We start from the raw sequence: 26,919 nt of genomic DNA on the forward strand, positions 1-26,919 counted from the left end.
CGCGCGTCGCCCGCATCCGGAACTCGCGCCGCTGTCTCCCTCGGCTGCTGCCTACTGCCTGCCGAACAGGCGCGCGAGGCGCTCAACCGCTTCTTCGAGCTTCGCATACGCGGTTGCGTACGACAGCCGGATGTATTGCCTGGGCGCATGCGTGCCGAAATCCATGCCCGGCACGAGCACGACGCCTGCGTCATGCAGCATGGCTTTGGTCAGCACCGAGCTGTCGCCGGCGGCAGCGTGATTGACGGTGGAGCAGTCCGCATAGACGTAGAACGCGCCGTCGGGCATGACGGGAACGGTGAAGCCCAGCGATTGAAGCGCCGGCGCAATGAAATCGCGCCGCCGCTTGAACTCCAGACGACGCGCTTCATAAGTCGCGATAGTTTGCGCTTCGAAACACGCGAGCGCCGCATGCTGCGCCAGCGCCGACGCGCAAATAAAGAGGTTCTGCGCAAGCTTCTCGAACGCGCTCACCATGCCCGGCGGCACCACAAGCCAGCCGAGCCGCCAGCCCGTCATGTTGAAGTACTTCGAGAAGCTGTTGACGGTAATCACGTCCTCGCCGTAAGACAGCGCCGATATCGGCTTCGCGTCGTAGCTCAAGCCCTGGTAGATTTCGTCGACGATCGTAAAGCCGCCGCGCGCGCGCACAGCCTTCACGATGCGTTCGAGTTCGGCCGGCTCGATCGACGTACCGGTGGGATTGGACGGCGACGCCAGCAGCACACCGCGCGTGCGCTCATTCCAGAGCCGTTGCACGTCGGCTGCTGTAAGTTGAAAGCGCTCAGGAGGGCCGGCTGGCACCATGACGGGTCTGCCTTCGGCCGCGATCACGAAATGGCGGTTGCACGGATAGCAGGGGTCGGGCATCAGCACTTCGTCGTCGCGGTCGACCAGGGCCGCGCACGCGAGAAGCAACGCCGCTGACGCACCCGCCGTCACGACGATGCGCGCGGGATCCACGCTGACGCCGTAGACGCTGGCGTAATGCGCCGAGATCGCTTCGCGCAGTGCGTGCAGGCCGAGCGCGCTGGTGTATTGTGTGACGCCGCGGCGCAGGGCGTTGGCGGCAGCCTCGATCACCGGTTCCGGCGCGGTGAAATCGGGCTCGCCGATTCCCATGTGAATGATGTCGCGGCCATCGCGCTCGAGAAGCGCGGCCTCTTTCGCCAGCTCCATTACGTAGAACGGCTGAATGGAGTCGACGCGCGCGGCAAGCCGCACAAGAGGTTCGGTCACGGAGTTCATACGGTTAAATCCAGTTGAAGCAGAAACCGGAGGGCGCCTCGCGCTTGTGTTCATGCGTGCCGCGCCTCCCTCGTAGCCATATATTGCAGCGCCGCCGACAGTGGCGGCTGCAAATGCGGCGGCTGCATCCGCGGGGTGGCTCGCCAGAGCCGCTCAATCACGTTCAAAACGCTCGCGCGCGAGGCAGGCTCAACAACGCTCAAGCACAACAACGCTCAAGCACAACAACGCACGCTCCCGCCGCCCGCAAATAAACGCCTAGCGCTTGCGGGCCGCTTCCGTCTCCGCCGCGCGCAGCTTGGCCGCGAGCTTGTCGAGCACGCCGTTCACATACTTGTAGCCGTCCGCGCCGCCAAACGTCTTGGCAAGCTCCACGGCTTCGTTGATCACCACGCGATAAGGAATGTCGATGTGGTTCTTCAGCTCGAACGCGGCAACCAGCAGTACCGCGCGTTCGACCGGCGAAAGCTGGTCGATGGGACGATCGAGGCACGGAGCGATATCGGCGGACAGCGCCTCCGAATCGCGGATCACGCCATGCAGGATCGCGTCCAGGTGCTCATGGTCTGCTTTGTCGAAGCCCTGCGCGCCGCGCAGTTGCGCGTCGATCTCACCGCCGGGCGAACCCGACAGCAGCCACTGATAAAGCCCCTGCGTGGCCAGTTCGCGGGAGCGTCGGCGTGCGCTCTTCATGCCTCTTCCTCTTCTTCGTCTTCCTCTTCGTCGTCGCCGCCCAGTTGCTCGAGCGCCACCGCGAGATTCGCCATTTCGACGGCCACGCGTGCTGCGTCGCGGCCTTTCTCGGTCATGCGCGCGACAGCTTGCTCGTCGTTTTCCGTGGTCAGCACGGCATTCGCCACCGGAATGCCGAAGTCGAGGCCGATACGCGTAATGCCCGCACCGCTTTCATTCGAGACCAGTTCGAAGTGGTACGTCTCGCCGCGAATCACCGCGCCGAGGGCGATCAGCGCGTCGAACTGGGCGCTTTCGGCGAGCTTCTGCAGCGCCAGCGGAATTTCGAGCGCGCCCGGCACCGTGACGAGCAGCACGTCTTCGCCTGTCACGCCGAGGCGTTCCAGTTCTTCGATGCACGAGTCCGCGAGGCCGTTGCAGACGGGTTCGTTAAAACGCGCCTGAACAATGCCGATGCGCAGTCCGTCGCCGTCGAGGTTCGGTTGGTATTGTCCGATTTCCATGTTGATTCCGTAGTGTTTGAGTGGGCGCGAGGCGCGTGAATGGTCGGATCAGCCCTGTTGCGGAGTTTGCGAGGTACCGCCGGGCATGGGCACGAAACCGGTGACTTCGAGACCGTAACCCGACATGCTGCCCAGCTTGCGCGGGTTCGACAGCACCTGCATTTTGCCCACGCCAAGCTCGCGCAAAATCTGCGCGCCGATGCCGTATGTCTTGAAGTCGACGGGGCGCCGCTTCAGGGCGTCGGCTTTTTCCTTCGAGTCGAACGCCTTGAACACGTCGATCAGATGCTCTTTGGAGTCGCCGCAATTGAGCAGCACGATCACGCCGAGTTCGCGCGAGGCGATCTCTTTCATGGCGGCGTCGAGCGTCCACGAATGCGTGGACTCGCCGACTTCGAGCAGATCCAGCACCGAGAGCGGCTCATGCACCCGCACAGGCGTGTCCTGCTCAGGCGTCGGCGTGCCGCGTACCAGAGCGATATGCGGCTGGCCGCTCGGCTGGTCCAGATACATGACCGCGCGGAACGCGCCGTGCGCGGTCTGCATGGTGCGCTCGCAGATGCGCTCCACGATCGATTCAGTGCGGCTGCGATAGTGGATCAGATCTGCAATCGTGCCGACCTTCAGATCATGCTGTTTTGCGAATTCCATCAGGTCAGGCAGACGTGCCATGGTGCCGTCGTCGTTGATGACCTCGCAGATCACCGCGGCGGGCGCAAGGCCGGCGAGCGCGGTCAGATCGCAGCCCGCTTCCGTGTGGCCGGCTCGCACGAGCACGCCGCCTGGCTGCGCCATGATCGGGAACACGTGGCCCGGCTGGACGATGTGCTCGGCTTTCGCGTCCGGCGCGACTGCCGCGGCGATCGTGCGGGCGCGGTCGGCTGCCGAAATGCCGGTGGTCACGCCTTCGGCCGCTTCAATGCTGACCGTGAACGCGGTGCCGTACTGCGTACCGTTGCGGTAAGTCATGAGCGGCAGGTTGAGCAGCTTGCAGCGTTCCTGCGTGAGCGTCAGACAGATCAGGCCGCGGCCGTAGCGGGCCATGAAGTTGATCGCTTCCGGCGTGACGAATTCGGCGGCGAGCACGAGGTCGCCCTCGTTTTCGCGATCTTCTTCGTCGACGAGGATCACCATACGGCCGGCTTTGAGTTCGGCGATGATCTCTGGGGTGGAGGCGAGCGTCATGGTGGCGAGTTTTTCGGGAAAGCGCGTATTTTACGCCACGCACGCTCTCAAGTCGCCTCCACCAGACGGCATAGGCCGTTTGGCCGACTGGCGATGTGCCATCAGCCCTTGCTAAGCTCGTCCAGACGATGCACGCATGAACCGGCGGAAGCCGTTAGCGGGCGCCGGCTAGCCGATGCGCGGCCGGCACCAACCGGCACGGCGGGTTCAGTGCTGCACTGCTAGTGGTTACTTCGGCGCGTTGAGCATGCGCTCGACATACCGCGCGATCAGATCGATTTCCAGATTCACCGGCGTGCCTTCACGCAGATGCTTGAGCGCGGTCACTTCCACCGTGTGCGGAATCAGATTGATCGAGAACTCGCAGCCATCGTCGCGATCTTTAACCGAGTTGACGGTCAGACTCACGCCGTTGACAGTGATAGAACCCTTGTATGCGAGATAGCGGCCAATTTCGCGCGGCGCCAGCACGCGCAGTTCGTGCGACTCGCCGACCGGCGCGAAATGCGTGACTGTGCCAAGGCCGTCCACGTGACCGGAGACAATATGCCCCCCGAGCCGGTCGTGCGCGCGCAGGGCCTTCTCCAGATTGACTTCGCCCACTTCGCCGAGGCCCGCCGTGCAGTTCAGGCTTTCGCGCGAGACGTCTACTTCGAAGGAGTGGTCGGTTTTCGCGACCACGGTCATGCAGGCGCCCTGAATTGTAATGCTGTCGCCGAGCTGCACGTCGGCGAGGTCGAGGCCGCCGGCCTGCACATTCAGGCGCACGCCCGCGTCGCCGTTGGTGCCGAGCGGCTTGACTGACTCGATGCGGCCCACGGCCGCGACGATTCCTGTGAACATCGTACTCATCCTCGATCAAAACGAAACGGGTTGGGACGCGGCGTCAGTCCCGGCTGCGGCGCCGGCGGGCAGGAGGCGCGCGAGAATCCGCAAATCGTCGCCGATGCGCTCGACGTTGTGAAACGCAAGCTTGACGCGGCCTTCCAGCGTTTCGGGCGCGCTCAGGTTGAACATGCTCATGGAGTCGATGCCGAGCAAGCTGGGTGCAAGATACACCAGCAGTTCGTCCACGCAGCCTTCGCGCAGGAGAGAGCCGTTCAGCTTGTAGCCGGCTTCCACATGCAGCTCGTTCACCTGGCGCTCGCCCAGCGCCTTCAGCATGCCCGGCAGGTCCACCTTGCCGGCTGCATTGGCCATTTCGACGATCTCCGCGCCGCGATCGCGCAGCGCCTGCGCGCGTTCGCGATGCCGCTGATCCAGATTGCCGCAGAAAATCAGCGTGGGTGCGCCGGCCAGAATCTGCGCCTGCGGCGACACCTCCAACTGGCTGTCGATCAACACGCGTTGCGGCTGGCGCGGCGTGTCGACGGCGCGCACCGTCATACGCGGATCATCTTCCCTGACGGTGCCGATGCCCGTCAGGATCGCCGAAGCGCGTGCGCGCCACGCATGGCCGTCGGCGCGTGCCGCTTCGCCGGTGATCCATTGGCTGACGCCGGAGGGCAAGCCGGTGCGGCCGTCGAGCGACGCGGCGACTTTCATGCGCACCCACGGCCGGCCGCGCGTCATGCGCGACACGAAGCCGATGTTCAGTTCGTGCGCTTCGTTGGCGAGCAGGCCGCAGCGCACCTCGATGCCGGCGTCGCGCAACATGGCGAGGCCGCGCCCCGACACTTGCGGATTCGGGTCTTCCATCGCGGCGACCACGCGCGCGACTTGCGCTTCGATCAGCGCGCTCGCGCACGGCGGCGTGCGGCCAAAATGGCTGCACGGTTCGAGCGTGACGTAAGCCGTTGCGCCGCGCAGATCGTGACCGCGCGAACGCGCGTCTTTCATCGCACGAATTTCGGCATGGTCCTGCCCGGCCGGTTGTGTGAATCCTTCGCCGATCACTTCGCCGTTCTGGACGATCACGCAGCCCACGCGCGGGTTGGGGTCGGTGGTGTACATGCCGCGCCTGGCCAGCGCGAGCGCGCGTTCCATATGGACGAAGTCGGTTTGCGAGAACATCGGTGTCTGAGGGGGTGCGGTGACTGAGGGCAGGCAGTTGTTGTAGGGGCGTCAGGCGGTCAGCGACGCGAACGCGCCACGCGCCGCTTCGATCGTGGCGTCGACGATGGCGTCGTCGTGAGCCATCGAAACGAAGCCCGCCTCATACGCGGAGGGCGCGAAGTACACGCCGGCGTCGAGCATCTTGTGGAAGAACGCATTGAAGCGCGGCACGTCGCTCTGCGTGACTTCGGCGAAGCTGGTTGGAATGGATTCGGTGAAGTAAAGCCCGAACATGCCGCCTAGCGAATCCGCCGCGAACGGCACGTTGGCCTCGCGCGCGACGCGTGCAAGACCTTGCGCAAGACGCGCCGTGCGTGCGCCTAGCGTGTCGTAAAAGCCCGGCGCCTGAATGAGTTGCAGCGTCTTCAGACCTGCGGCGACCGCGATGGGATTGCCCGACAACGTGCCCGCCTGGTAGACGCCGCCGAGCGGCGCAAGGTGAGCCATGATGTCGCGCCGGCCGCCGAAGGCCGCCGCCGGCATGCCGCCGCCGATCACCTTGCCGAGGCACGTGAGGTCCGGCGTGATGCCGTACACCTGTTGCGCGCCGCCGAGCGCGACGCGGAACCCGCACATCACTTCGTCGAAAATCAGCACGGAGCCGTATTCGGTGCACAGGCGCCGCAATGCTTGCAGAAAGTCGGGCGTCGCGCGCACGAGGTTCATGTTGCCCGCCACAGGTTCCACGATCACCGAGGCGATTTCGTTGCCGAACGCTTTGAAGGCTTCTTCGAGCGCCGCGACGTTGTTGTACTCGAGAACCGTGGTGTGCTTGGCAATGTCGACCGGCACGCCCGCCGACGTCGGATTGCCGAAGGTCAGCAGACCCGAACCTGCTTTCACGAGCAGGCTGTCCGCATGGCCGTGGTAGCAGCCTTCGAATTTGACGATGCGGCTGCGGTTCGTAAAGCCCCGCGCAAGACGCAGCGCGCTCATGGTGGCCTCGGTGCCGCTCGAGACCATGCGCACCTGTTCGATGGACGGGACGAGCTTGCAGATTTCCTCGGCAATTTCGATTTCCGATTCAGTGGGCGCGCCGAACGAGAAGCCGTTGGCGAGCACACGCTGCACCGCTTCGAGCACCTCGGGACGCACGTGACCCAGAATCATCGGGCCCCAGGAGCCGATGTAGTCGATATAACGCTGGCCGTCGGCGTCCCAGAAGTAAGGCCCTTGCGCGCGTTCGATAAAGCGCGGCGTGCCGCCCACTGAGCGGAACGCGCGCACCGGCGAATTCACGCCGCCGGGAATGGTGCGTTGCGCGCGGTCGAAAAGGGTTTGGTTTTTGGACATGGCGATAACTGGATTGGGTTGCGCAGCGGCGCGCTTCGCCCGTGGGCGGTTCGCGTGGAGCTGGAATAGGTGAGGAAATTGTACCGGAGTCGGTGCAAACAGGTTTTGCGGGCGGGCGTGGCGCTCAGGCGGAGTCAGGCCCGTTGTCAGCCTGGTTGTCAGCCTGGTTGTCAGCGCTCGGCAGGGTGCTTCTGTTTGCCGGTCAGTTCCTTCCAGCGCTTTTCGAGCGCCCCTTCCGCGACCGGTTTGATCACCGTGCCCGAACTCTGCGCATCCCACGTTTGCACCGAAAATGGATGTACGCGCAACGAATCGCGAGCAATCACCACGTTCTGATGCGCGTCGACGAGCCAGTCATAGACGAAGTCGATGCACAGGCGGTAGCCGCGCTTCGTCGCAGGATCCGGGACCTCGTACGGTGCGCGCGTGACGTAACCCGAGCCGAAAATGCCCTTCGGTTCCATCGCGACGCGATGCAGAAACACCCGGTCGCCAGGCAGAATGCCACGGGCGAATCCGCAACCCCAGACGTCGGCTACCGCGACGCCGGCGGCGACGCGTTTCGCCACGTCGGGCAACTCGGGCCACGGCCATTTTTTCGGGCTCCAGATCAGCAGGAAGGCAGTCATCGCAGCGCTATAAAGAATTATGAGTAAGAGACGCCATCTGCATTTTCGCGTGACGCCGAAGCATTCACGCGGCAGCTTAACCGATCGCTGACGCGCTTGCCCACGGCATGGACAGCGCATGCAGCATTGCCTCCTGGCGTATGCGGCGGGGCAGGGGCAGTGAGCGTCGCGTACAATCGACGCGGTCAATGCCGGTCTTTCGGATCATCGCGCGCCGCTTTTCGAGAGACGCGCGCTTCACCTGGATTCGCATGTCTCACGTCACCGGACGCCGGCCAGATGGCCGGCTGATTCTGTTGCTCGGCGCGCTGGCCGCGTGCGGGCCAATTTCAATCGACATGTATCTGCCGAGCCTGCCCACTATCGCGCAGGCCTTTGCGATCGGCACGAGCGCGGCGCAAACCACGCTCACGAGTTTCATGTTCGGCTTTTCAATCGGCATGCTGCTTTACGGGCCGCTGTCCGATACGTATGGCCGCCGGCCGGTGCTGCTCGGCGGCATCGTCATGTATGCGCTGGCGAGCATTGCCTGCACGCTGTCGTTTTCCATTGGCGCGCTGATTACCTTTCGCTTTGTGCAGGCGCTCGGGGCAGGCGCGGCGTCCGTGCTCGCCCGCGCGATTGCACGTGACGCCTACGGTCCCACCGACGCCGCGCGGGTGCTCTCGATGTTGGCCATCGTCACATCTATCGGCCCGTTGCTCGCGCCGTTGATCGGCGGACAACTGCTGCTGCTTGGCGGCTGGCGGATCGTGTTCGTCGCGTTGACGCTGTTCGGCACCGTGTGCGCGATCACCGCCTTCCTGAAGGTGCCGGAAACCTGGCCGCGCGAGAAGCGGGCGCAGTCTGCGCTTTTCAAGTCGTTTGCCGCCTACGGCCGCTTGTTGCGCGATCCCGTGGCGTGGGGGCATATGCTGTGCGGCGGCATGGCGTTCGCGTCGATGTTCGCGTACATCACGGCCACGCCGTTCGTCTACATCGAATACTTCCACGTGTCGGCGCAGCACTATGGCTTTCTGTTCGCGCTGAACATCGTCGGCATCATGTTTGGCAACTTCATGAACACGCGGCTCGTCGGCCAGCTCGGGTCGTTGCCGATTATTTCGTTCGCCGCGACCGTCAGTTGCGTGGCGTCGCTCTTCGTATGCCTTGTTTCGTTGACGGGCTGGGGCGGCTTGTGGTCGATCGTGGCCGGTCTTTTCTTCGTAGTCGGCGTGGTGGGTTTGCTATCGGCCAATTGCACCACGGATCTGATGCATCGCTATCCGTTAAATGCGGGCGCGGCGGCCGCCGTGTTCGGCGCGGTGCAACTGGCGCTAGGCGCGCTGTCGAGCCTTGCGGTCGGCCTGTGGCCGGACGGTTCGCCCAAGGGCATGGGCATCGTGGTGGGTGTGGCGGGGTCGTTATGCTATGTCGGCCGGGTTCTGGTTGTGCGCTGGCACGGCACGAAGGCGCCGGTGGCTGTTGTTTGACGGCAGCGCGGTCTTCACGGCGCTCGAGCGGCGCGCGGGTGTTGGCGGCTCGCCAGCGTGCCTGCCACGCGGGCGGCCGGCGTATCTAGCGGAAAACACCAGGTGTTGCGCGCACGCGACCTTGCGTTCCAATTTGCATTGCTATGATGGGACCACTGTTCCTCGGAGCGGCAATCATGGCGATCAGAGATTTGATGAACGGCGAGCGGCGGCAAGCTGCTTTTGCCGAAGCGCAGAAGCTGGCCGACAGCGGCGCTTATCACGATTACACGGACATCGAATACGTATTGCGCTTTGATTATGGCCTGACCGATGTATCGACGCTGCTCGACAGCCGGTTGATGCATCGCGATCTCAACCGGCGTTGCGCTGATGCCCGGGAGCGGCTGGAAGTGGTTAGTGTGTGAGGGGAGGGCGGGGCGGCGGCGCCGTGTCTTTCGCTCCGGAGTGGTGTTCAAGCTGGCTGGGCACCACGGCGCGCGTCCGTCGCATATCGACTTCTTCTGCGCTCGCTAAGCCGGGCGGTCGCTATTTTCATATACCGGTGGCGAACGGCTTCGTATGCGTCTCGACACTGTCAGAATCGGCGAAGGCGCGTAAATCCTGGTGGCGGCAGGCATTCTGTCGATTCACCATGTGCGGCTGTCTTTGACTTGCAACTGTCGCGCACCGTAGCGCGCATATCTATAAAGCAGTCCACTTCGCCAGCAAGGCGATTTGCTCGCGGTTCGCGCTTACCATCGGGGCTCACGCCTGAAGGGCAGCGCCCGCGCCGTCTCCTGAACGCTGCCCGCGCTTCCCGCACCAAGCCATCCATCATCGTCCTGTTGCCTGCCCGATGATGTTCATTGCCTTCCCTTCGCGACGGGCAGCTCTGCCGGTCATCAGCTGATCAGTCATACGGGTCAAGGCGATGGCGCTTGCGCCAGAGTGACATTCACCTGTTCGCCGCGAGCCATGACAAAGGCGAAAAACGAAGTGGCCGTCGCAACAGCGGCACGGCTTGATTGCCCCGCAGGGATTCAGCGCGCCAAGCGATTTCGCCACCTCATTTTCGGACGCGTCTGATTGCCGCCGATACCTCACGTCCCCAGTATGCGCAAACACTCGATTAAGGAGGCGCATGAATGGCGGCAGTTGATCGGCTCTCTACGGCCCTGACTGGCAGGCAAACGTACCACCTGAACGTACCAGCTACGCCTGCAGCGAGGGAGTTGTCGGTGATGGCTTTCACGGCCACCGAAAGAATGGGAGCGCCTACCGAAATAAGGATCGTCGCAACCCATCCGCAGCAGTTGTCGCGCGTCGATTTCCTCAATCAGGACGCCACGTTTTCCATCACGCAGAGCGATGGAACGGTCCGCAAATTCAGCGGTTTCATAGAGCGCCTGTCCACCATTAAAACCACCCGCGATGAGGTAAAGCACGAGTTCCTGCTGCGATCGCATTACGGACGGCTCGCGGCGGTGACACGCACCAAAATCTATCAGCATGTGAGCACGCCCGACATTCTGGCGGTAGGGCTGTGCGCACACGGCATGCGCGAGCACCAGTTCAGTTTCCGGCTGCGCGGTACATATCCGACGCACGCCTTCCGCATGCAGTATGGAATGACGGACCTGGCCTATCAGCACATGATGCAGGAAAAGGCCGGCGTCTACAGCTTCATCCAGGAGACGGAATACGGCGACCAGGTGGTGTATGGCGATGATGTGGATCACTACATCTACGAGCCGCGCATGGTAGTGCCGTACCGCGAAACGGCAGGCCTGGAAGCAGGCGGCGTGGAGGCGGTCACGTCGATCATGACGCACGCTGTTACTGTGCCGCAGTCGCTCTGCGTGGCGGACTACAACCCTCGGAAATCATGGGAGCGCTTTCGGGACACGGTGAATGTGGCGCCGCAAGATTCGACTACTTACGGCCAATCCTATGTGTACGGAACTCATCACCTCGATCAGGCAGGCGCGAAATGGGAGGCGCAACTCCGCCACGAAGCGGCAATTGCCTGGCAGGTTGTTTATGAAGGCGAGAGCAACGTTCTGGCGTTGCAGCCGGGGCGGGTGTTCGAAACGGACATCGTGCTGCCCGATGCTCCGAAAGGCCAGTTGGTTGTCGAGATCACCCATAGCGGCGCGCGCGACAAGCCCTATACCAACCGCTACAAAGCGATTCCTGCCGACCGGCGTTTCCGTTTCAAGCTGGAACCGCAAAATTGGGCGAGGGTGAGCGGCACTCTGTCCGCGCGCGTCACCAGTCCGGATTCCTACACATATGCCTACCTCACCGCCGATGGCCACTATACCGTGCGTTTCGATGCGGATTTCGAGACCTGGCCGAATGGCGGCGAGAGTGTTCCCCTGCGCCTCGCAAAACCGTTCGCGGGCAAGCTGCAAACGGGGTTTCACTTTCCGGCGCTGCACGATTCTGAAGCAGTCATCGCCTGCCGGGACGGCGACCCGGATAAGCCCGAAATAACGGGTTTTCACCACCATAGCCAGGCGCCCGATCTGGTGACGAACGATCGCCGCTGGCTGTCGCGCAATGTAATTCGCACGCAAAAGAACAACAAGATCCGCTTCGAGGACTGGAAGGGTGAGGAGGGTATCAAGGTCAGCACTGAGCATTCGGGCAAGTCGCAACTGAATCTGGGCTACCTGGTAAACAACAAGCTGGAGTGCCGGGGCGAAGGCTATGAGCTTCGCACCTCCGGTTACGGGGTCAACCGCGCGGGCAAAGGCTTGCATCTGACGGCTTACGATCGCCCCGCCGCAACCGGCCAGCAACTGGACATGCAGGAAGCCATCGCTCAGCTCGAGAGCGCACTTGAGCTCGCAAAGGGGTTGGCCACATCGGCGAACAGCGCCAAGGCGCAGCCTGCCGATACGCAAGCGCAACAACAGGTGAAGGACGATCTGGATGGCCTGAAGCAGCCCGGACTACTTATGAGCGCGCCTGCCTCAGTTGCGCTTGTCGCGGGCGGTGGCGTGCAGTTCTCCGCGCAGGGCAATATTTCGACCGTGATTGGGAAGAACGCTGACTGGAGCGTGCTGAAGCGCTTCACGGTCGCAGCGGGCGAAAACCTTTCGTTGTTCGCACACAAGCTGGGGCTGAAGATTTTCGCGGCGAAAGGCCCGCTCGAGATCCAGGCGCAGAACGGCCCTATGTCGCTCACTGCCGCCAAGGATGTGAACGTTGCAAGCGTCAACGGAAAAGTGGACCTCGCGGCGGCAAAGGAAATTATCCTGGAGTGCGGCGGCGCGTTCGTGCGGCTCAAGGACGGCTCTATCACGCTCGGCGGTCCCGGCGATCTTTTCCTCAAGACGATCACGGTCCAGAAGAAGAGCACGGCGTCGATGGATACGCCGATGCCGTCCATGCCACGCGGCACGCCCGCCGTCACCGATCTGGAGTTTCGCCGGATCTATCCCGATGGCTCACCCGTAGCCGGCGCCCGCTACGTGGCGCGGCTCGACAACGGGACCGTGCAGCGGGGCACGCTCGACGCCGAGGGATACATGCGCCTGAGCGGCGTGTCCGCCGGCATTCGCGCGCAGGTGCGGTACACCGATGACCCGAACCCCCACCGCAGCATTCACACATTGGCTCCGGACGACGACCTCGGCGATGTGATGACGGCGACGAAGACGGGGGCAAAGGCATGACCATGCTGGGTGAGGTATGGGACGAGGCGGTGCGCGCGTATGACTGGCTGAAGTCACTGACGCTCGGGGAATTTGCGGAGGAACGGCCTACCAGTGTGATCGTGACGGACATGCTGCTTGCGATGACCGTGCCGGGCGCGGTGATCGTCACGAGCGCACGCGATCTGGCGGCGGTATGTCTGAGGCTTGGCCGGCGGTACGAAGGCGTGGCGAGCGACGCACAGAATGCAGCGCATCCCGAGTGGCAGGAATGGGTGGTCCTGATCGCGTCGGCGCTAGGCGTGTTTGGCCCGGTCATCTGCGCGGCGGTGGGGTCGCTTGTTGGCGCAATGATCGGTGACGAGGCGGCAGCAGTGATCCGCGCGGTCTGCCTGCTTCTGATTGACCGGGGCGGCCAGGTGCTGGAGAAGGTGGTGGGGTTTCTGGCGCGCTTCACGAAAGGCAACATCGTCAAGCTGCTTCAGAAAATCCACTTCGCCGCGTACGGCGACGCCCTGATCAGAAAGCTCAACGAGTTCCTCCAGGGCATGCGGGCGCTCATCGTGAAGGCTCAGGGGCAATTGAGCCGCATCGAGTACATCGGGCGCGCGCGGGAACTGCTGGCGGCACTGGAGCGCATGGAAAAACGGTTCTACGCGGTACAGGTGAACTGCGTCGAGGAGATACCGCAGGCGCTGGCGAAGCTGGACGAGGCGTTGCAGAAGCTGCTTCAGGACAAGCTGCCTCCAACGTATCATCCGGCCTACGCGGGCGTACCCGCCCCGATGCCTCCTGTATCCGGTCCCGAAAGAATGCGTGTGAGTTCGGGCATTGGCGAGCCGCCGAAGGTGTTGCCCATGAGGCGCGACGGTGTCGATGCGGCTGGCGGCGCGGTCCACGGTGACGCGGGTCGATTGCCCGAGCCGCAGGAGCCGGTGCCGGGCAGCAGCAACGTACACCGCGACGACGTGGCAACGATGAGCCGCGCGCAAAAGGGTATCTTTGGCGAGAAGGTCAGCGATGACTTCATGAAAGCGAGGGGCTACCGTTCGGAGCTGTCGGAAAGCCGGCAGATGCGTTTGCTGGAGCAGCAGCCGACGGGGCGGGGGATTGACGGCGTGTATCGCAAACCGCCCGGCGAGCCGCCACCGCCGTATGTGGTTACGGAGACGAAGTTTCGGACGGGAGGGAAGTTCACTCCGGACCAGTTGCCGATCACAAAGAGCTCCGGTAAGCAGATGAGCGGGCCTTGGATTTCGGATCGCCTTGAGGATGCAGTGGGCGACGAAACAATGCTCCTCATCCGGGAGGAGGGGTATGAGTCATGGCTAATGGTTGTTGATGACTTCGGTAAGGTAGCAGATATCACCAAGCTGGATGTGAGAGGCGATGCGCTGTTGAATGCAGCCGGTCACCCGGTGAAGGTGCCCGTGAACTAGGGATTCAAAAGATAAAGGTGTTATTCATGACCGAATCGTTTGACAAAATCAAGCGTGACCCAATGCTGCCGGAACACCATTACCGGGAGAAGTTGGCGTTATTCGAAAATCACTTGGTTAGTCCGAAAGTCGCACAGCTCTTAACGGCTCCAGAAAAATTTCCCGGACACAAACAACAGTTGATTTGGGGGCAAGCAGGCGATGCGCTTCGTCTTCTGATTGCGCGTTATTCTGCTGGGGAGGACGTTGCATCACTGAAGCGTTACGCCGTTCGCGCCTTGACATTGTTAGTGAGATATCGCGAGGTCGACGGCAGCCAGCTAAAGCTGTGGGAACCCGACGCCTATCAGTATGTGTTGTGGCTGCTATCGCTGGCGGTGCTGTTGGGCCTCAAAGAATGGGTGCCGACGATCGCGACGTGGATCAGCACGGATTCCGAGGATGGCCAAGACCTGCTGGTGAGCCGCCTGTTTGGCCGCTTTGGCGTCTCGCTACCCGGTGAGTCGCTGATGCACGAAAAGCCGTACGCTGATCTGCTGCGAGCGACTGAGACGCAAGGCGAGGCGCAACAGAGTGCCATGGCCGATTATCTTAAACGCTGGTATGGCGGCATGAAGAACTGCTACTGGTATGACCGTCACAAGCGGCTGCACGCCTTCTTTTTCGGTTATTGGGCCTTTGAGGCCGGTCTGGTAACCGTGCTGTGGAACATCGACGACAGCAGCTATCGCGACATGCGTTTCTATCCGAAAGACCTGGTGGACTTTGCGCGCGAGCACGGGGCGCTTGCGCAGGGCGAACTGCCGAAACCGCATGTTTCAGGAAAGACTGGCGAGCGCTGCCCATATGCAGGCCGTTGGGGCGTGCTTGAATCACCGGGCGCGTTTGTCCAGGAGCGCATTTTCAAGGAAGGCGACGTGTTCCCCGAAGGCATCGGTCAGGATGGCAAGGAAGGCCCGGTAACGTGGGTCGTGATGAAACGCGAGGACGGTGGCCCGACCCGCGAGGCGTGAGTTGTGGCTCATCCGCGATTTCCGGCATCCGACGCGGTGCCGGTTTTCGTCCCGCTCGGCGCAGACCATCCTGCCGCCGCGATCTTGATACTCAACGAGTACGACAACCTCATACCGCAAGCCATCGCGGTCTGACAGCGGGCCCTACCCCGAGCGATTTGTCAATGACGAAGTCTGGCAAGCAGATGAGTGATGGATGGGTTCGTCCACGCCGTCGTCATGCGTTGGAAACGATGACCAGGCGGACGCGATCACGGACGAAGGTTACGATGCTTGGCTGATGGTTGTGGACGAGAACGGCAAGGTTTCGAGCATTACCCAGCTTGACAAAACCGGGGGCGCGCTATCCGATGCGGCCGGCCGGCCAATCGCGATACCCGCTGATTGAGCAGTGGGACGTGAAGCCAGATACAAATGACGAGCGAAACAAAATGAACGGATCATTCGACGATCTAAAGCGTGAGGTTCTGCTTCCTGAGCTTCATTACCGGGAAAAGATCAAGTACAAGGAGAGCAGGCTGGTGAGGCTTGCGCAAATGCTCTCGGATCCTGAGAAATTTCCTGGGCATAAACAGGGGCTATCATGGGATCAAACCACTATTTCATTAGAAATGGCGATCGCCCGATATTCAGCTGGTGATGCATTAGGTTCAGTCAGGCCTCATTTCATTCGTTGTCTTGAATTATTTAAGGCCCACTACGCGTCATACCCCGAGTATGCGCGACTGCGGCTGTGGGAGCCTGACGCCTATCAGTACGTAATGTGGCTGCTGTCGCTGACGGTGCTGTTTGGGCTAAAGGAATGGGCGCCGACCATCGCGACGTGGGTCAGCACCGATCCCGAGGACGGCCAGGACGTACTGGTGAGCCGCCTGTTTGGCCGCTTTGGCGTTTCGCTGCCCGGTGAGTCGCTGATGCACGAAAAGCCGTACGCTGATCTGCTGCGAGCGACTGAAGCGCAAGGCGAGGCGCAACGGAGTGCCATGGCTGATTATCTGAAACGCTGGTATGGCGGCATGAAGAACTGCTACTGGTACGATGGCCATAAGAATCTGGGAGTTTTCTTCTTCGGTTACTGGGCCTTTGAGGCCGGTCTGGTAACCGTGCTGTGGAACATCGACGACAGCAGCTATCGCGACATGCGTTTTTATCCAAAAGACCTGGTGGACTTTGCGCGCGAGCAGGGGGCGCTTTCGCAGGGCGAAATGCCGAAACCGCATATTTCGGGAAGGACTGGCGAGCGCTGCCCGTATGCCGGCCGTTGGGGCGTGCTTGAATCACCGGGGGCGTTTGTCCAGGAGCGCATGTTCAAGGAAGGCGACGTGTTTCCCGAAGGCATCGGTCGGGATGGCAAGGAAGGCCCGGTAACGTGGATCGTGATGAAACGCGAGGACGGCGGCCCGACCCGGCAAGCGTAAGCTGTGGCTCATTCGCAATTTCCGGCATCCGACGCGGTGCCGGTTTTCGTCCCGCTCGGCGCAGAACATCCTGCCGCCGCGATCTTAATACTCGACGAGTACGACAGCCCGTCAGCAAACTATTGCGGTCTGAGAGCGGGGCCGCGCGTCCAGCAGCGTCAACGGCAAGTTCAAGCTCTCGGTGGCAAAGCGAATCGTCCTCGAATGCCGCTGCGCGTTCGTGCGGATCCCGGATGGCTTCATCACGCTCGGTGGGCCCGGCGGCCTGTTCCTCAAAACAATCACGGTCCAGAAGCAAGACAGGATGCGTCAGTTGGAGCAGCCGACGGGGCGGGGGATTGACGGTGTATATCGCAAACCGCCCCGCGAGCCGCCACCGCCGTATGTGGTTACGGAGACGAAGTTTCGGACGGGGGGAAGTTTGATGCCAAAAATTTGCCGACGACTAAGGGCTCTCCCGGGTATCCAAGTGCAAGACAGATGGACGATGACTGGGTCGAAGACAGACTTGTAGACGTGGTGGGCCGGAGGACTGCTGCCGATATCAGTAAGGGAGGGTATGACAAATGGCTGGTGATCGTAGATGAATCGGGTAAGGTCGTGGACATTACGAAGCTGGACGGAAATGCCCACGCGATTGGCAAAATACCGCTTTGAGGGACGGCATGAGTGAACTCTTTGATCAGGTCAAGCGCGAGCCCTTGCTCCCCAAGACCCACTACGATGAGACGTTGGAGTTTTACGAAAATCTGTTAATTGATCCAGAAGTCGATCAGATCCTGGCGGATCCGGCAAAAGACGAAGGCCACAAAAAGCGTCTCTCTTGGGAGCGAACCGGTACATCGCTCCGCATATTGATTGCGCGTTATTCAGCCGGGGAGGACGTTGGATCGCTGAGACCTTACGCCTTGCGCACGTTGGAATTATATTTGGCGCACCGCGCACGGTTTGCTGCCTACAACAAGTTAAAGCTGTGGGAACCTGACGCCTACCAGTACGTAATGTGGCTGCTGTCGCTGGCGGTGCTGTTGGGCCTCAAAGAATGGGTGCCGACGATCGCGACGTGGATCAGCACGGATTCCGAGGATGGCCAAGACCTGCTGGTGAGCCGCCTGTTTGGCCGCTTTGGCGTCTCGCTGCCCGGTGAGTCGCTGATGCACGAAAAGCCGTACGCTGATCTGCTGCGAGCGACTGAAACGCAAGGCGAGGCGCAACGGACTGCAATGGTCGGGTACCTCAAACGCTGGTACGGCGGCATGAAGAACTGCTACTGGTACGACCGACATAAACGCCTTGACGCCGGTTTCTTCGGTTATTGGGCCTTTGAGGCCGGCTTGGTAACCCTGCTGTGGAACATCGACGACAGCAGCTATCGCGACATGCGTTTTTACCCGAAAGACCTGGTGGACTTTGCGCGCGAGCACGGGGCGCTTACGCAGGGCGACGCGCCGAAACCGCATATTTCGGGAAAGACTGGCGAGCTCTGCCCGTATGCAGGCCGTTGGGGCGTGCTTGAATCACCGGGCGCGTTTGTCCAGGAGCGCATGTTCAAGGAAGGCGACGTGTTCCCCGAAGGCATGGGTCGGGATGGCAAGGAAGGCCCGGTAACGTGGATCGTGATGAAACGCGAGGACGGCGGCCCGACGCGCGAGGCGTAGGTTGTGGCTCAACAGCGATTTCCCGCATCCGACGCGGTACCGGATTTCGTCTCGCTCCGCGCAGAACATGCAGCCGCCGCAATCTTGATACTCAACGAGTACGACAACCTCATACCGCAACCCATTGCGGTCTGAGAGCGAGCCGCACAAAAAAGACAAAGCCCCGTAGTTCACTGAACTTACGGGGCAATTTTCTTGCATCTGGCGGAGGCGGTGAGATTCGAACTCACGGAAGGATCACTCCTTCGCCGGTTTTCAAGACCGGTGCCTTAAACCACTCGGCCACACCTCCAAGCCGCAAATTGTAACCTGAAAAAGCGTCGCTGCGGCGGCCTTGGTATCAGCATTCACTGCGGATCTTTCAGAAACAGCGCCTGCAGATCGTTCAGGAACGCTTGCCCCAGCGGCGTCGGCGCAATCTTCTCGTGGTCGCGCGTAATCAGCTTGCGGCGCTCCGCTTCCTGCAAAGCCGGTTCGATCGACGTCATCGGCAAACCGGTGCGTTCAATAAACCGATGCACCGGGAAACCTTCCACCAGCCGCAGTGCATTGAGCATGAACTCGAACGGCAGATCGCGCGCGCTAACCTCGTGTTCTTCCTGCACCGCCGCGCCGGCTTTCGCCTGCTCGATGAACGTGGCCGGATGCTTGTACCGCGCCTGACGCAATACGCGGTTCGGAAACGACAGCTTCGTATGCGCGCCCGCGCCAATGCCGAGATAGTCGCCAAATCGCCAGTAATTCAGATTGTGCTTGCTCTGCCGATGCGGCTTCGCATATGCCGACACTTCATAGCGCTCATAACCCGCCGCCGACGTGCGCTCGTGAATCCAGTCCTGCATGTCGGCGGAGGCATCGTCGTCGGGCAAGGCTGGCGGGAATTTCGCAAACAGGGTGTTCGGCTCGAGCGTCAGGTGATACAGCGAAAGATGCGGCGGCGCAAACGACAACGCGGTCTCTACATCGGCCTGGCATTCGGCGAGCGTTTGCTGCGGAAGCGCGAACATCAGGTCGAGGTTGAAATTGTCGAAGGTGGTCGCGGCGACCTCGACGGCCTGGCGCGCTTGCCTCGAATCATGAATGCGGCCGAGCGCTTGCAGGTGCGCTTCATTGAAGCTCTGGATTCCCACGGACAGGCGATTCACGCCGCTCGCCCGAAACTGCGCGAACTTCGCGGCTTCGAAGGTGCCGGGATTTGCTTCAAGCGTGATTTCTGCATCGGCGTCGAGCGGCAGCAGCGCGCGAATGTCCGACAGCATGCGGTCGAGCCCCGCCGCGGACAGCAAACTCGGCGTGCCTCCGCCGATGAACACCGTATGCACCTGGCGGCCCCACACGAGCGGCAGCGCCATCTCGAGGTCGGCGCGCAACGCGTCGAGATAGTCATTCTCAGGGAACGTCTCGCCTTTCCACTCGTGCGAATTGAAATCGCAGTACGGGCACTTGCGCACGCACCACGGAAAATGCACGTACAGCGAGAGCGGCGGCAGTGACGTCAGCCGGATGCTGCCCGGCGACGTGAAAGCCTTGATGACGCCGTTGCCGATGTCGGCGGGCGCCGGCTTGATCGGAATCACGCTTCCTCCGAGAGGCGCGCAAGCAGTTGGCGCAATGCGATCGCGCGATGGCTGCTGGCATTTTTCACCGCGGGTTCCAGTTCCGCGGCGCTCGCGTGCAGCGACGGCACAAAGAAGTACGGGTCGTAGCCGAAGCCATGCGAGCCGCGCGGCGCATCCAGCATCTCGCCATGCCAGCGGCCTTCGGCGATGAGTGGCTCGGGGTCGTCCGCGTGACGCACGAGCGCGAGCACGCAGTAGTAATACGCGCGGCGGTCGGTTTCTCCTTGCAGCGCCGAAACTAGCCGCGCGTTGTTGGCGGCGTCGCTTTTCTCGCCGCCCGCAAGTTGCGCGTAACGCGCTGAGTAAACGCCGGGCGCGCCGCGCAGCGCACGCACGCAAAGACCGGAGTCGTCGGCGAGGGCGGGCAAGCCGGTAAGCTTCGCGGCATGACGTGCCTTCGTCAAAGCGTTTTCAACGAACGTGGGGTGCGGCTCTTGCGCTTCCGGCACGCCGAGTTCGCCCTGCGCAATCAGTTCGATGCCGGCGGCGCCGAGCAGCGCCGCAAACTCGCGCAGCTTGCCTGCATTGTTGGACGCGAGCACGACCTTGTTCAACGGCGTACCCGACGCCGGCGCGCCATGGCTGTTACTAACTTCATTCACCGCGATACTCCAATGCCTCTTTCTGTCTGGCGATCAATGTGGCGATGCCGTCGCTCGCGAGATCGAGCAGCGCGTTCATTTCGTCGCGCGAGAACGGCACGCCTTCGGCCGTGCCCTGAATTTCGACGAAGCCGCCCGCGCCTGTCATCACGACGTTCATGTCCGTGTCGCATTGCGAGTCTTCGTCGTAGTCGAGATCGAGCACCGGCACGCCGTCATAAATACCGACCGAAATGGCGGCGACAAAATCGCTGATCGGCGAGCTTTCGATGCGCCCCGCAGCCAGCAGTTTGCTCACCGCGTCGTGGGCGGCGACAAAGGCGCCGGTAATGCTCGCCGTGCGGGTGCCGCCGTCGGCCTGAATAACGTCGCAGTCGATATGCAGCGTGCGCGCGCCGAGCTTCTCCAGGTCGAACACCGACCGCAGCGCGCGGCCGATCAGACGCTGGATTTCCTGGGTGCGCCCGGTCTGTTTGCCGCGCGCGGCTTCACGGTCGCTGCGCGTGTGCGTGGCGCGCGGCAGCATGCCGTATTCGGCAGTGAGCCAGCCTTGGCCGCGCTCACGCAGAAACGATGGCACCGTTTCCGCAATGCTCGCCGTGCAGATCACCTTGGTGTCGCCGAATTCGACCAGCACCGAGCCCTCCGCGTGCTTCGTGTAGTAGCGCGTGATGCGCACGTCGCGCAACTGATCGGCGAGGCGGCCGCTGGGGCGTCGAGTGGTGTCGGTCATAGTGGATTCGGTCAGGAGGAAAACGGGAGGGAAAGCACGATTTTACAGCCGATCGAAGCACCCATGCGTCCGGCGGCTAGCCGCGTGGGCCGTGCCTGTGCAAGGGGTCCCATCGCCAAAAATGGGATAATGCCTGTTCACCGCCTCGCGTCTCGTACACGCCGGGCGATTCGACTCTTCGGCCGGCGCCTCGCGCGCGGCCACAATCGCGAGAAATACGATGATCTACAGCATGACTGGCTATGCGAGCGCGACACGCGAACTCGTCGCGGCCTCGGGCACGGGCGGCGTGAGCGTGTCGGTCGAACTGCGCACGGTGAACTCGCGCTTTCTGGACCTGAACTTCCGCATGCCCGAAGACGTGCGCGTGTGCGAACCGACCTTGCGCGAAATGCTGATGAACAAGCTCTCGCGCGGCAAGGTGGATATTCGTATCAATCTGCAGCGCAGCGAACAGACAGCGAACGCGGGCTCGATCAATCATGAAGCGCTGACTCAGCTCGCGCTGCTCGAGCGCACGGTGCTCGCGACGTTTCCGGAAGCCGGCCGTCTGCGCTCCGGCGAAATTCTGCGCTGGCCCGGTGTGCTCGCCGAAACCGGCATCGCGCCCGATGAGTTGCGCGACGCGGTGCTCGCGTGCGGCAAGCAGGCCATTGCCGACCTGATCGACGTGCGTGCGCGCGAAGGCGCACAGCTTGCGAACATGCTGCTTGCCAACGTGACCGAGATGGAAGCGATCGTCACGAAGATCACGCCGCTCGTGCCGGAACTTATCGCGAAGCATCAGCAGAAGATTGTCGAACGTTTGCAGGAAGCGCTCGGCATTGCCGCGCCGGACACAGCCGCGACCATCGTGTCGCGCGAAGAGATCAACGAGCGGATCCGCCAGGAAGTGACGATGTACGGCATCCGCATCGACATCGCCGAGGAGTTGTCGCGCCTTACGGCTCACCTGAACGAAACCCGTCACGTGATCCAGAAGGGCGGCAAGGTCGGCAAGCGCCTCGACTTCATGATGCAGGAGCTCAATCGCGAGGCGAACACGCTTGGTTCGAAGGCGGCGGCGAAGGAACTGGCGGATTCGTCGATGACGCTGAAGCTGCTCATCGAACAGATGCGCGAGCAGGTACAGAATCTGGAATAAAGGCTGGAGCATCAGAACATGACCGATCACCACACACGCGAAAGCGGCGCGCCGCGCAACCCGTATGCCGGCGCTTATCCCGGCAACCTTTTCATGGTCGTCGCGCCTTCGGGCGCCGGCAAGTCGACGCTCGTGAACGCGCTACTCGCGAGCGACGACGCGATCCGTCTGTCGATCTCGTACACGACGCGCCCGCCGCGTCCCAAGGAGCAGGACGGCGAGCACTATCACTTCACCACGGTCGACGACTTCATGAAGCGGCACGACGCGGGCGAGTTTCTCGAAAGCGCGGAAGTGCATGGCAACTACTACGGCACGTCGCGCGTGTGGATCGAGGAGCAGATGAAAAGCGGCCATGACGTGCTGCTCGAAATCGACTGGCAGGGCGCGCAGCAGGTGAAGAAGCAGTTTCATAACGCGGTCGAGATTTTCATCCTGCCGCCGTCGCTCGAAGCGCTCGAAGAGCGCCTGAAAAAACGCGGCCAGGACGAGCCGAACGTCATCACTCGGCGCCTGCTCGCGGCCGGCAGCGAGATGGCGCACGCAGCCGAAGCGGAGTACGTGGTGATCAACGAGAATTTCGATCGCGCGCTCGGCGAACTGCAGTGTCTTGTGGCCGCGACGCGCTCGCGCTTCGCCTCGCAATACGCGCGTCATACGCAGCTTTTCGTGCAGCTCGGCATTCACCTCCCGCACCCTTGAGCGCGGCGGCGATTCGAGCACATAAGGTAGAATAAGCAACATACTGAGAAGGAACCCAACATGGCCCGCATTACCGTCGAAGACTGTCTCAAACAGATCCCGAATCGTTTCGAACTCGCGCTTGCCGCGACTTATCGCGCGCGTCAGCTCGCTCAAGGCCACACGCCGAAGATCGAAAGCCGCGACAAGCCCACGGTCGTCGCGCTGCGCGAAATCGCTGCCGGCCAGGTCGGTGTCGAAATGCTGAAGAAGGTGCCGGTTTAAGGCGCTGCTTTGCGGCACGCTTTCGCCGCATCTGGTGGCTGACCCGGCTACCTCGATTTGCCAGAAGTTGTTGCCAGAAGTTTTGCCGCAAGTTTTTACTGCATGGTTTTTCCGCACGGGTTTACGGCGATTCCAGCAGTATCTGCTACACCTGATCGTATCAAGCTGCAGACCGGCGTCCACTCCCAACCGCTACGGAGGCGAACATGAGTACCACCCCGCCCACCGCCACGGAAGCGGAGCACGACGCCGATTCACCTTCGTCTGCGCGCAAATATATCGACGCGGTCCTCGAACAGTCGTTTCGCCATCTGTTCGGGCCGACCGCCACGCCGGAGCAGCCGCGCCGGCATGACGTCGTCTCCATTGCCAAGCTGACCTCCGCGTTGTCCGGCTATCTGCAGCCGGAAGAAATCAAGGAGGTGAAGGCGGCCTTCCATTTCAGCGACGAAGCCCACCTCGGCCAGTATCGCCAGAGCGGCGAGCCGTACATCACGCATCCGGTTGCCGTCGCCGAAATCTGCGCCGGCTGGAATCTGGATGGCCAGGCCATCATGGCGGCGCTGTTGCATGACGTAATGGAAGACCAGGGCGTGACCAAGGCCGAGCTCGCCGAGCGTTTCGGCGCGAAGGTCGCGGAACTGGTCGACGGCTTGTCGAAGCTCGACAAGATGGAGTTCCGCAATCGCGAGGAAGCGCAGGCGGAAAACTTCCGCAAGATGCTGCTCGCCATGGCGCGCGACGTCCGCGTGATTCTGGTCAAGCTCGCAGACAGGCTGCACAACATGCGCACGCTCGGCGCGGTGCCGCCGGAAAAGCGCCGCCGCGTGGCGCGCGAAACACTCGACATTTACGCGCCGATTGCCCACCGGCTCGGCCTGAACAATACGTATCGCGAGTTGCAGGACCTGAGCTTCGCGAACTTCAACCCGCACCGGTACGCCACGCTCGAGAAAGCCGTCAAGGCCGCGCGCGGCAACCGGCGCGAAGTAGTCGGCAAGATTCTGGAGTCGGTGCAGCGCGCGATTGCCGACGCGAAGATCGACGCCGAAGTGACCGGCCGCGAGAAAACCATCTTCAGCATCTACAAGAAGATGCGCGACAAGCAGTTGTCGTTCTCGCAGGTGCTTGACGTGTACGGTTTTCGCGTGGTGGTCGACAGCGCGCTCGAGTGCTACACGTGCATTGGCGCGCTGCATGCGCTCTATAAGCCGGTGCCCGGCAAGTTCAAGGACTACATCGCGATCCCGAAGGTGAACGGCTATCAGTCGCTGCACACCACGCTCGTCGGCCCGTTCGGCGCGCCGATCGAGTTTCAGGTGCGCACGCGCAAGATGCACGAAATCGCCGAAGCGGGCGTCGCCGCGCACTGGTTGTACAAGAACGGCAGTGCCGACCTGAACGACGTGCAAAAGCGCGCGCACCAGTGGCTGAAGTCGCTGCTCGACATTCAGAGCGAAGCGGGCGACTCGAGCGAATTCCTCGAACACGTGAAGATCGACCTGTTCCCGGATGCGGTCTACGTCTTTACGCCGAAGTCGAAAATCATGGCGCTGCCGCGCGGCGCGACGGCACTCGACTTCGCTTATTCGATCCACAGCGACCTTGGCAACCAATGTGTCGCGGTGAAGATCAACAACGAACTGCTGCCGCTGCGCACCGAGTTGAAGAGCGGCGACATCGTCGAAGTCATCACGGCGCCGTATTCGAAGCCGAACCCCGCGTGGCTCGGCTTTGTGCGCACCGGCAAGGCCCGCTCCGCCATTCGCCATTATCTGAAGACCATGCGGCTGAACGAGTCGGTTCAGCTTGGCGAGCGTCTGGTCGATCAGGCGTTGAAGGGCTACGGCCTCGCGCTGTCGGATGTCACACCCGAGGCTTGGGAAAAGCTCGTGCAGTGGACGGGCAACAAGAACGGCCAGGAAATCTTCGCGGACATTGGTCTTGGCCGGCGTGTCGCGGCGGTCATGGCCAAACGCATTGAAGTGCTGATGAGCGGCCGCGATGCGGACGACGACGGCTCGCGTTCGGATGCGGGCTCGGCGCCGCATGCGCCGCCGGTTGTGATTACCGGCACGGAAGGCATGTCGGTGCAGCTGTCGGCCTGCTGCCGCCCGATTCCGGGCGACGACATCATGGGCTATATCGGCATTGGCCTCGGCATGGCGATCCACACCACCGACTGCCGCGTCGCGCAGCGCATTCACCGGCGCGATCCCGCACGCTGGATCGACGTTGCGTGGGCGCCGCAGCCGGGGCGTCTGTTCGACGTCGCGGTGAAGGTGCTGGTCAAGAACACCAAGGGCGTGTTTGCCCGCGTCGCGGCAGACATCACCTCGGCGGACGCGAACATCGTCCACATTGCGATGGACGAAGACCTCTCGCAGGAATCCACCATCCTGCGCTTCGTGATCCAGGTCAGCGACCGGGTGCATCTGGCCAACGTCATGCGTCGCGTGCGTACGAATCTGGACGTGATGCGTATTGCGCGCGAACGGCCGAGCGACGACGGGCATCATCGGCATGACGGTGGCATGCGGATCGAGCGGGAACGGGCGGATTACTGATTCGCCGCGCTCGCCTGCTGGGCAAAAGTCGTTTTTTCTGTAGGAACGCACCGGCCACAGGCGAGTCTCACCTGAAAACTCAGGGAGAACGCTGATGAAAGTAGCTGACCTCGAGGGCCTTGCGCTCGACTATTGGGTGGCCCGCAGCCTGCACGACTTCGTGCGCGAAATCCAGTTCACCGACAGCGGCGAAACCGTATTCATTCGCGGCAACGACCGCGGTCGTCCGTGGGACGGCCGATTCACGCCTACAACTTCATGGGAAGCCGCCGCCGTGGTGCTCGAGCGAGCGCGTCGGCTGGAACTGCGCGAGCGCGACGAACACGGTCCTGCGCATTGCGTCGCAGAATTCGAAGGTGGGCGGGGACCGGTGGAGGGCCGCGCCGACTCGGTGCGTGTCGCGCTCTTGCGGGCGTTTGTGCAAAGCCGGTTTGGCGATAACGTTGGCGAAATGCTGCACGAGCCGCAGATGCTCGCGGGCGATACGGCGCAGCGCATTGCCGAAGCAACTGCGGGCAATACTTTTGAAGATGTTCCAAGCCCGGACGGGCATATCGGCGATATTCAGTCCCCGCCGCGGCCGTGAGTGCAAGTGGGGCGGCCACACTGCGCCGCCGCAGGCAGCCGGCCGAAATGTGCCCGGAAAAAACAAAGGGCCTTCCGGTTGGAAGGCCCTCTAGAGGTGGTGCGGCTGGCAGGATTCGAACCCACGACCCCTTGGTTCGTAGCCAAGTACTCTATCCAACTGAGCTACAGCCGCACGCGAAACAGGTGATGCAGTTACGCCGTGCTGTTATGCCACCCGACGGCGAAAACTGGGTAAAACGTAAGGGCCTCCCCAGAGGGAGGCCCTCGAAATAAATGGTGCGGCTGGCAGGATTCGAACCCACGACCCCTTGGTTCGTAGCCAAGTACTCTATCCAACTGAGCTACAGCCGCACGCAGAAACGAGATTATAGCAAAGGTTTCAAAAAAGGGAAGGGTGTAACTGCGATTTGTCTCATTGTCATGATCGTGTACCCTAGTGAGGCAGTCGCT

At 62.1% G+C, this 26,919-nt stretch carries 24 protein-coding genes and 3 tRNA genes; 13 read left to right on the forward strand and 14 right to left on the reverse strand.

Annotation, left to right across the window (positions count from 1 at the left end; all coding sequences use genetic code 11):
* Positions 1 to 51: 51 nt before the first annotated feature.
* The 8 genes from F757_RS0116415 to F757_RS0116450 all read right to left on the reverse strand — a co-directional run bounded on the left by F757_RS0116415 (position 52) and on the right by F757_RS0116450 (position 7,606).
* Positions 52 to 1,248: a pyridoxal phosphate-dependent aminotransferase gene (locus tag F757_RS0116415; protein ID WP_027212344.1), complete on the reverse strand. Its 1,197-nt coding sequence runs from the start codon at positions 1,246 to 1,248 to the stop codon at positions 52 to 54.
* 258 nt (positions 1,249 to 1,506) lie between these two features.
* Positions 1,507 to 1,941, reverse strand: coding sequence for a transcription antitermination factor NusB (gene nusB / locus F757_RS0116420; protein WP_025601362.1), 435 nt, complete (start codon positions 1,939 to 1,941; stop codon positions 1,507 to 1,509).
* The gene (gene ribH / locus F757_RS0116425; protein WP_006050161.1) at positions 1,938 to 2,444 is read right to left on the reverse strand and encodes a 6,7-dimethyl-8-ribityllumazine synthase; all 507 of its coding nucleotides are present in this window, start codon (positions 2,442 to 2,444) and stop codon (positions 1,938 to 1,940) included. The genes nusB and ribH overlap by 4 nt, the downstream gene beginning before the upstream one ends.
* A 48-nt stretch (positions 2,445 to 2,492) precedes the next feature.
* The gene (ribBA, locus tag F757_RS0116430) at positions 2,493 to 3,629 is read right to left on the reverse strand and encodes a bifunctional 3,4-dihydroxy-2-butanone-4-phosphate synthase/GTP cyclohydrolase II (protein WP_027212345.1); all 1,137 of its coding nucleotides are present in this window, start codon (positions 3,627 to 3,629) and stop codon (positions 2,493 to 2,495) included.
* Between the two features lie 228 nt (positions 3,630 to 3,857).
* Positions 3,858 to 4,472, reverse strand: coding sequence for a riboflavin synthase (locus tag F757_RS0116435; RefSeq protein ID WP_013340227.1), 615 nt, complete (start codon positions 4,470 to 4,472; stop codon positions 3,858 to 3,860).
* Between the two features lie 15 nt (positions 4,473 to 4,487).
* Complete coding sequence (ribD, locus tag F757_RS0116440; RefSeq protein WP_027212346.1) at positions 4,488 to 5,642, reverse strand: bifunctional diaminohydroxyphosphoribosylaminopyrimidine deaminase/5-amino-6-(5-phosphoribosylamino)uracil reductase RibD; 1,155 nt, start codon at positions 5,640 to 5,642, stop codon at positions 4,488 to 4,490.
* 51 nt (positions 5,643 to 5,693) lie between these two features.
* Complete coding sequence (gene hemL / locus F757_RS0116445) at positions 5,694 to 6,977, reverse strand: glutamate-1-semialdehyde 2,1-aminomutase (RefSeq protein WP_027212347.1); 1,284 nt, start codon at positions 6,975 to 6,977, stop codon at positions 5,694 to 5,696.
* Positions 6,978 to 7,147: 170 nt separating this feature from the next.
* Positions 7,148 to 7,606 (reverse strand): hypothetical protein, encoded by a 459-nt coding sequence (locus F757_RS0116450; RefSeq protein WP_027212348.1) that lies wholly within the window; start codon positions 7,604 to 7,606, stop codon positions 7,148 to 7,150.
* Between the two features lie 251 nt (positions 7,607 to 7,857).
* Here F757_RS0116450 and F757_RS0116455 point away from each other — a divergent pair, with 251 nt between their 5' ends.
* From F757_RS0116455 to F757_RS33705, 8 genes are all read left to right on the forward strand, one after another.
* Entirely contained in the window at positions 7,858 to 9,078 is a 1,221-nt protein-coding gene (locus tag F757_RS0116455; protein WP_027212349.1) for a Bcr/CflA family multidrug efflux MFS transporter, read from the forward strand.
* A 176-nt stretch (positions 9,079 to 9,254) separates the two neighbouring features.
* Entirely contained in the window at positions 9,255 to 9,485 is a 231-nt protein-coding gene (locus F757_RS0116460; RefSeq protein WP_027212350.1) for a hypothetical protein, read from the forward strand.
* A gap of 720 nt (positions 9,486 to 10,205) precedes the next feature.
* On the forward strand, positions 10,206 to 12,743 hold the full coding sequence (locus F757_RS0116465) for a DUF2345 domain-containing protein (protein ID WP_027212351.1): 2,538 nt from the start codon (positions 10,206 to 10,208) through the stop codon (positions 12,741 to 12,743).
* Entirely contained in the window at positions 12,740 to 14,161 is a 1,422-nt protein-coding gene (locus F757_RS33685) for a hypothetical protein (RefSeq protein ID WP_051376799.1), read from the forward strand. The genes F757_RS0116465 and F757_RS33685 overlap by 4 nt, the downstream gene beginning before the upstream one ends.
* Before the next feature lie 26 nt (positions 14,162 to 14,187).
* The gene (locus F757_RS33690) at positions 14,188 to 15,174 is read left to right on the forward strand and encodes a PoNi-like cognate immunity protein (protein ID WP_156923647.1); all 987 of its coding nucleotides are present in this window, start codon (positions 14,188 to 14,190) and stop codon (positions 15,172 to 15,174) included.
* A 196-nt stretch (positions 15,175 to 15,370) separates the two neighbouring features.
* Positions 15,371 to 15,562: a hypothetical protein gene (locus F757_RS33695; protein ID WP_035466982.1), complete on the forward strand. Its 192-nt coding sequence runs from the start codon at positions 15,371 to 15,373 to the stop codon at positions 15,560 to 15,562.
* A 10-nt stretch (positions 15,563 to 15,572) separates the two neighbouring features.
* Entirely contained in the window at positions 15,573 to 16,592 is a 1,020-nt protein-coding gene (locus F757_RS33700) for a PoNi-like cognate immunity protein (protein ID WP_156923649.1), read from the forward strand.
* A 665-nt stretch (positions 16,593 to 17,257) separates the two neighbouring features.
* Complete coding sequence (locus tag F757_RS33705; protein WP_084530923.1) at positions 17,258 to 18,250, forward strand: PoNi-like cognate immunity protein; 993 nt, start codon at positions 17,258 to 17,260, stop codon at positions 18,248 to 18,250.
* 202 nt (positions 18,251 to 18,452) lie between these two features.
* On the opposite strand, the gene F757_RS0116500 is transcribed toward F757_RS33705, so the two are convergent.
* From F757_RS0116500 to rph, 4 genes are all read right to left on the reverse strand, one after another.
* A tRNA-Ser gene (locus F757_RS0116500) sits at positions 18,453 to 18,542 on the reverse strand.
* A 55-nt stretch (positions 18,543 to 18,597) separates the two neighbouring features.
* Positions 18,598 to 19,827: a radical SAM family heme chaperone HemW gene (hemW, locus tag F757_RS0116505; RefSeq protein WP_027212352.1), complete on the reverse strand. Its 1,230-nt coding sequence runs from the start codon at positions 19,825 to 19,827 to the stop codon at positions 18,598 to 18,600.
* On the reverse strand, positions 19,824 to 20,471 hold the full coding sequence (gene rdgB / locus F757_RS0116510) for an RdgB/HAM1 family non-canonical purine NTP pyrophosphatase (RefSeq protein ID WP_027212353.1): 648 nt from the start codon (positions 20,469 to 20,471) through the stop codon (positions 19,824 to 19,826). The genes hemW and rdgB overlap by 4 nt, the downstream gene beginning before the upstream one ends.
* Positions 20,464 to 21,204, reverse strand: coding sequence for a ribonuclease PH (rph, locus tag F757_RS0116515; protein ID WP_027212354.1), 741 nt, complete (start codon positions 21,202 to 21,204; stop codon positions 20,464 to 20,466). Before rph ends, rdgB begins: the two co-directional genes overlap by 8 nt.
* 220 nt (positions 21,205 to 21,424) lie before the next feature.
* On the opposite strand from rph, the gene F757_RS0116520 reads away from it, so the two are divergent.
* The 5 genes from F757_RS0116520 to F757_RS0116540 all read left to right on the forward strand — a co-directional run bounded on the left by F757_RS0116520 (position 21,425) and on the right by F757_RS0116540 (position 26,467).
* Positions 21,425 to 22,348 (forward strand): YicC/YloC family endoribonuclease, encoded by a 924-nt coding sequence (locus tag F757_RS0116520; protein ID WP_027212355.1) that lies wholly within the window; start codon positions 21,425 to 21,427, stop codon positions 22,346 to 22,348.
* Between the two features lie 18 nt (positions 22,349 to 22,366).
* Complete coding sequence (gmk, locus tag F757_RS0116525; RefSeq protein WP_027212356.1) at positions 22,367 to 23,050, forward strand: guanylate kinase; 684 nt, start codon at positions 22,367 to 22,369, stop codon at positions 23,048 to 23,050.
* Positions 23,051 to 23,110: 60 nt separating this feature from the next.
* The gene (rpoZ, locus tag F757_RS0116530; RefSeq protein ID WP_006025620.1) at positions 23,111 to 23,314 is read left to right on the forward strand and encodes a DNA-directed RNA polymerase subunit omega; all 204 of its coding nucleotides are present in this window, start codon (positions 23,111 to 23,113) and stop codon (positions 23,312 to 23,314) included.
* A gap of 206 nt (positions 23,315 to 23,520) precedes the next feature.
* A complete protein-coding gene (locus F757_RS0116535) occupies positions 23,521 to 25,881 on the forward strand; it encodes a RelA/SpoT family protein (RefSeq protein ID WP_027212357.1) in 2,361 nt (786 codons plus the stop codon).
* 94 nt (positions 25,882 to 25,975) lie between these two features.
* On the forward strand, positions 25,976 to 26,467 hold the full coding sequence (locus F757_RS0116540; RefSeq protein ID WP_027212358.1) for a phage protein NinX family protein: 492 nt from the start codon (positions 25,976 to 25,978) through the stop codon (positions 26,465 to 26,467).
* A gap of 97 nt (positions 26,468 to 26,564) precedes the next feature.
* Here the strand turns inward: F757_RS0116540 and F757_RS0116545 are convergent.
* Together F757_RS0116545 and F757_RS0116550 are read right to left on the reverse strand one after the other, a co-directional pair.
* A tRNA-Arg gene (locus F757_RS0116545) sits at positions 26,565 to 26,641 on the reverse strand.
* A 102-nt stretch (positions 26,642 to 26,743) separates the two neighbouring features.
* Positions 26,744 to 26,820, reverse strand: a tRNA-Arg gene (locus tag F757_RS0116550).
* Between the last annotated feature and the right edge of the window lie 99 nt (positions 26,821 to 26,919).

This window comes from Burkholderia sp. WSM2232 (assembly GCF_000472545.1).
Classification (GTDB): Bacteria; Pseudomonadota; Gammaproteobacteria; order Burkholderiales; family Burkholderiaceae; genus Paraburkholderia.

What these genes read in the sequence shown, in the direction of transcription:
- rpoZ (WP_006025620.1), top strand. Translation starts at nt 23,111, where the DNA reads ATGGCCCGCATTACCGTCGAAGACTGTCTCAAACAGATCCCGAATCGT.
- F757_RS0116435 (WP_013340227.1), bottom strand. Translation starts at nt 4,472, where the DNA reads ATGTTCACAGGAATCGTCGCGGCCGTGGGCCGCATCGAGTCAGTCAAG.
- F757_RS0116460 (WP_027212350.1), top strand. Translation starts at nt 9,255, where the DNA reads ATGGCGATCAGAGATTTGATGAACGGCGAGCGGCGGCAAGCTGCTTTT.
- ribBA (WP_027212345.1), bottom strand. Translation starts at nt 3,629, where the DNA reads ATGACGCTCGCCTCCACCCCAGAGATCATCGCCGAACTCAAAGCCGGC.
- F757_RS0116450 (WP_027212348.1), bottom strand. Translation starts at nt 7,606, where the DNA reads ATGACTGCCTTCCTGCTGATCTGGAGCCCGAAAAAATGGCCGTGGCCC.
- ribD (WP_027212346.1), bottom strand. Translation starts at nt 5,642, where the DNA reads ATGTTCTCGCAAACCGACTTCGTCCATATGGAACGCGCGCTCGCGCTG.
- ribH (WP_006050161.1), bottom strand. Translation starts at nt 2,444, where the DNA reads ATGGAAATCGGACAATACCAACCGAACCTCGACGGCGACGGACTGCGC.
- F757_RS0116535 (WP_027212357.1), top strand. Translation starts at nt 23,521, where the DNA reads ATGAGTACCACCCCGCCCACCGCCACGGAAGCGGAGCACGACGCCGAT.
- F757_RS0116540 (WP_027212358.1), top strand. Translation starts at nt 25,976, where the DNA reads ATGAAAGTAGCTGACCTCGAGGGCCTTGCGCTCGACTATTGGGTGGCC.
- gmk (WP_027212356.1), top strand. Translation starts at nt 22,367, where the DNA reads ATGACCGATCACCACACACGCGAAAGCGGCGCGCCGCGCAACCCGTAT.
- F757_RS33705 (WP_084530923.1), top strand. Translation starts at nt 17,258, where the DNA reads ATGAGTGAACTCTTTGATCAGGTCAAGCGCGAGCCCTTGCTCCCCAAG.
- F757_RS33690 (WP_156923647.1), top strand. Translation starts at nt 14,188, where the DNA reads ATGACCGAATCGTTTGACAAAATCAAGCGTGACCCAATGCTGCCGGAA.
- F757_RS0116455 (WP_027212349.1), top strand. Translation starts at nt 7,858, where the DNA reads ATGTCTCACGTCACCGGACGCCGGCCAGATGGCCGGCTGATTCTGTTG.
- F757_RS33695 (WP_035466982.1), top strand. Translation starts at nt 15,371, where the DNA reads ATGGGTTCGTCCACGCCGTCGTCATGCGTTGGAAACGATGACCAGGCG.
- nusB (WP_025601362.1), bottom strand. Translation starts at nt 1,941, where the DNA reads ATGAAGAGCGCACGCCGACGCTCCCGCGAACTGGCCACGCAGGGGCTT.
- F757_RS0116415 (WP_027212344.1), bottom strand. Translation starts at nt 1,248, where the DNA reads ATGAACTCCGTGACCGAACCTCTTGTGCGGCTTGCCGCGCGCGTCGAC.
- F757_RS33685 (WP_051376799.1), top strand. Translation starts at nt 12,740, where the DNA reads ATGACCATGCTGGGTGAGGTATGGGACGAGGCGGTGCGCGCGTATGAC.
- rph (WP_027212354.1), bottom strand. Translation starts at nt 21,204, where the DNA reads ATGACCGACACCACTCGACGCCCCAGCGGCCGCCTCGCCGATCAGTTG.
- F757_RS0116520 (WP_027212355.1), top strand. Translation starts at nt 21,425, where the DNA reads ATGATCTACAGCATGACTGGCTATGCGAGCGCGACACGCGAACTCGTC.
- F757_RS0116465 (WP_027212351.1), top strand. Translation starts at nt 10,206, where the DNA reads ATGGCGGCAGTTGATCGGCTCTCTACGGCCCTGACTGGCAGGCAAACG.
- hemL (WP_027212347.1), bottom strand. Translation starts at nt 6,977, where the DNA reads ATGTCCAAAAACCAAACCCTTTTCGACCGCGCGCAACGCACCATTCCC.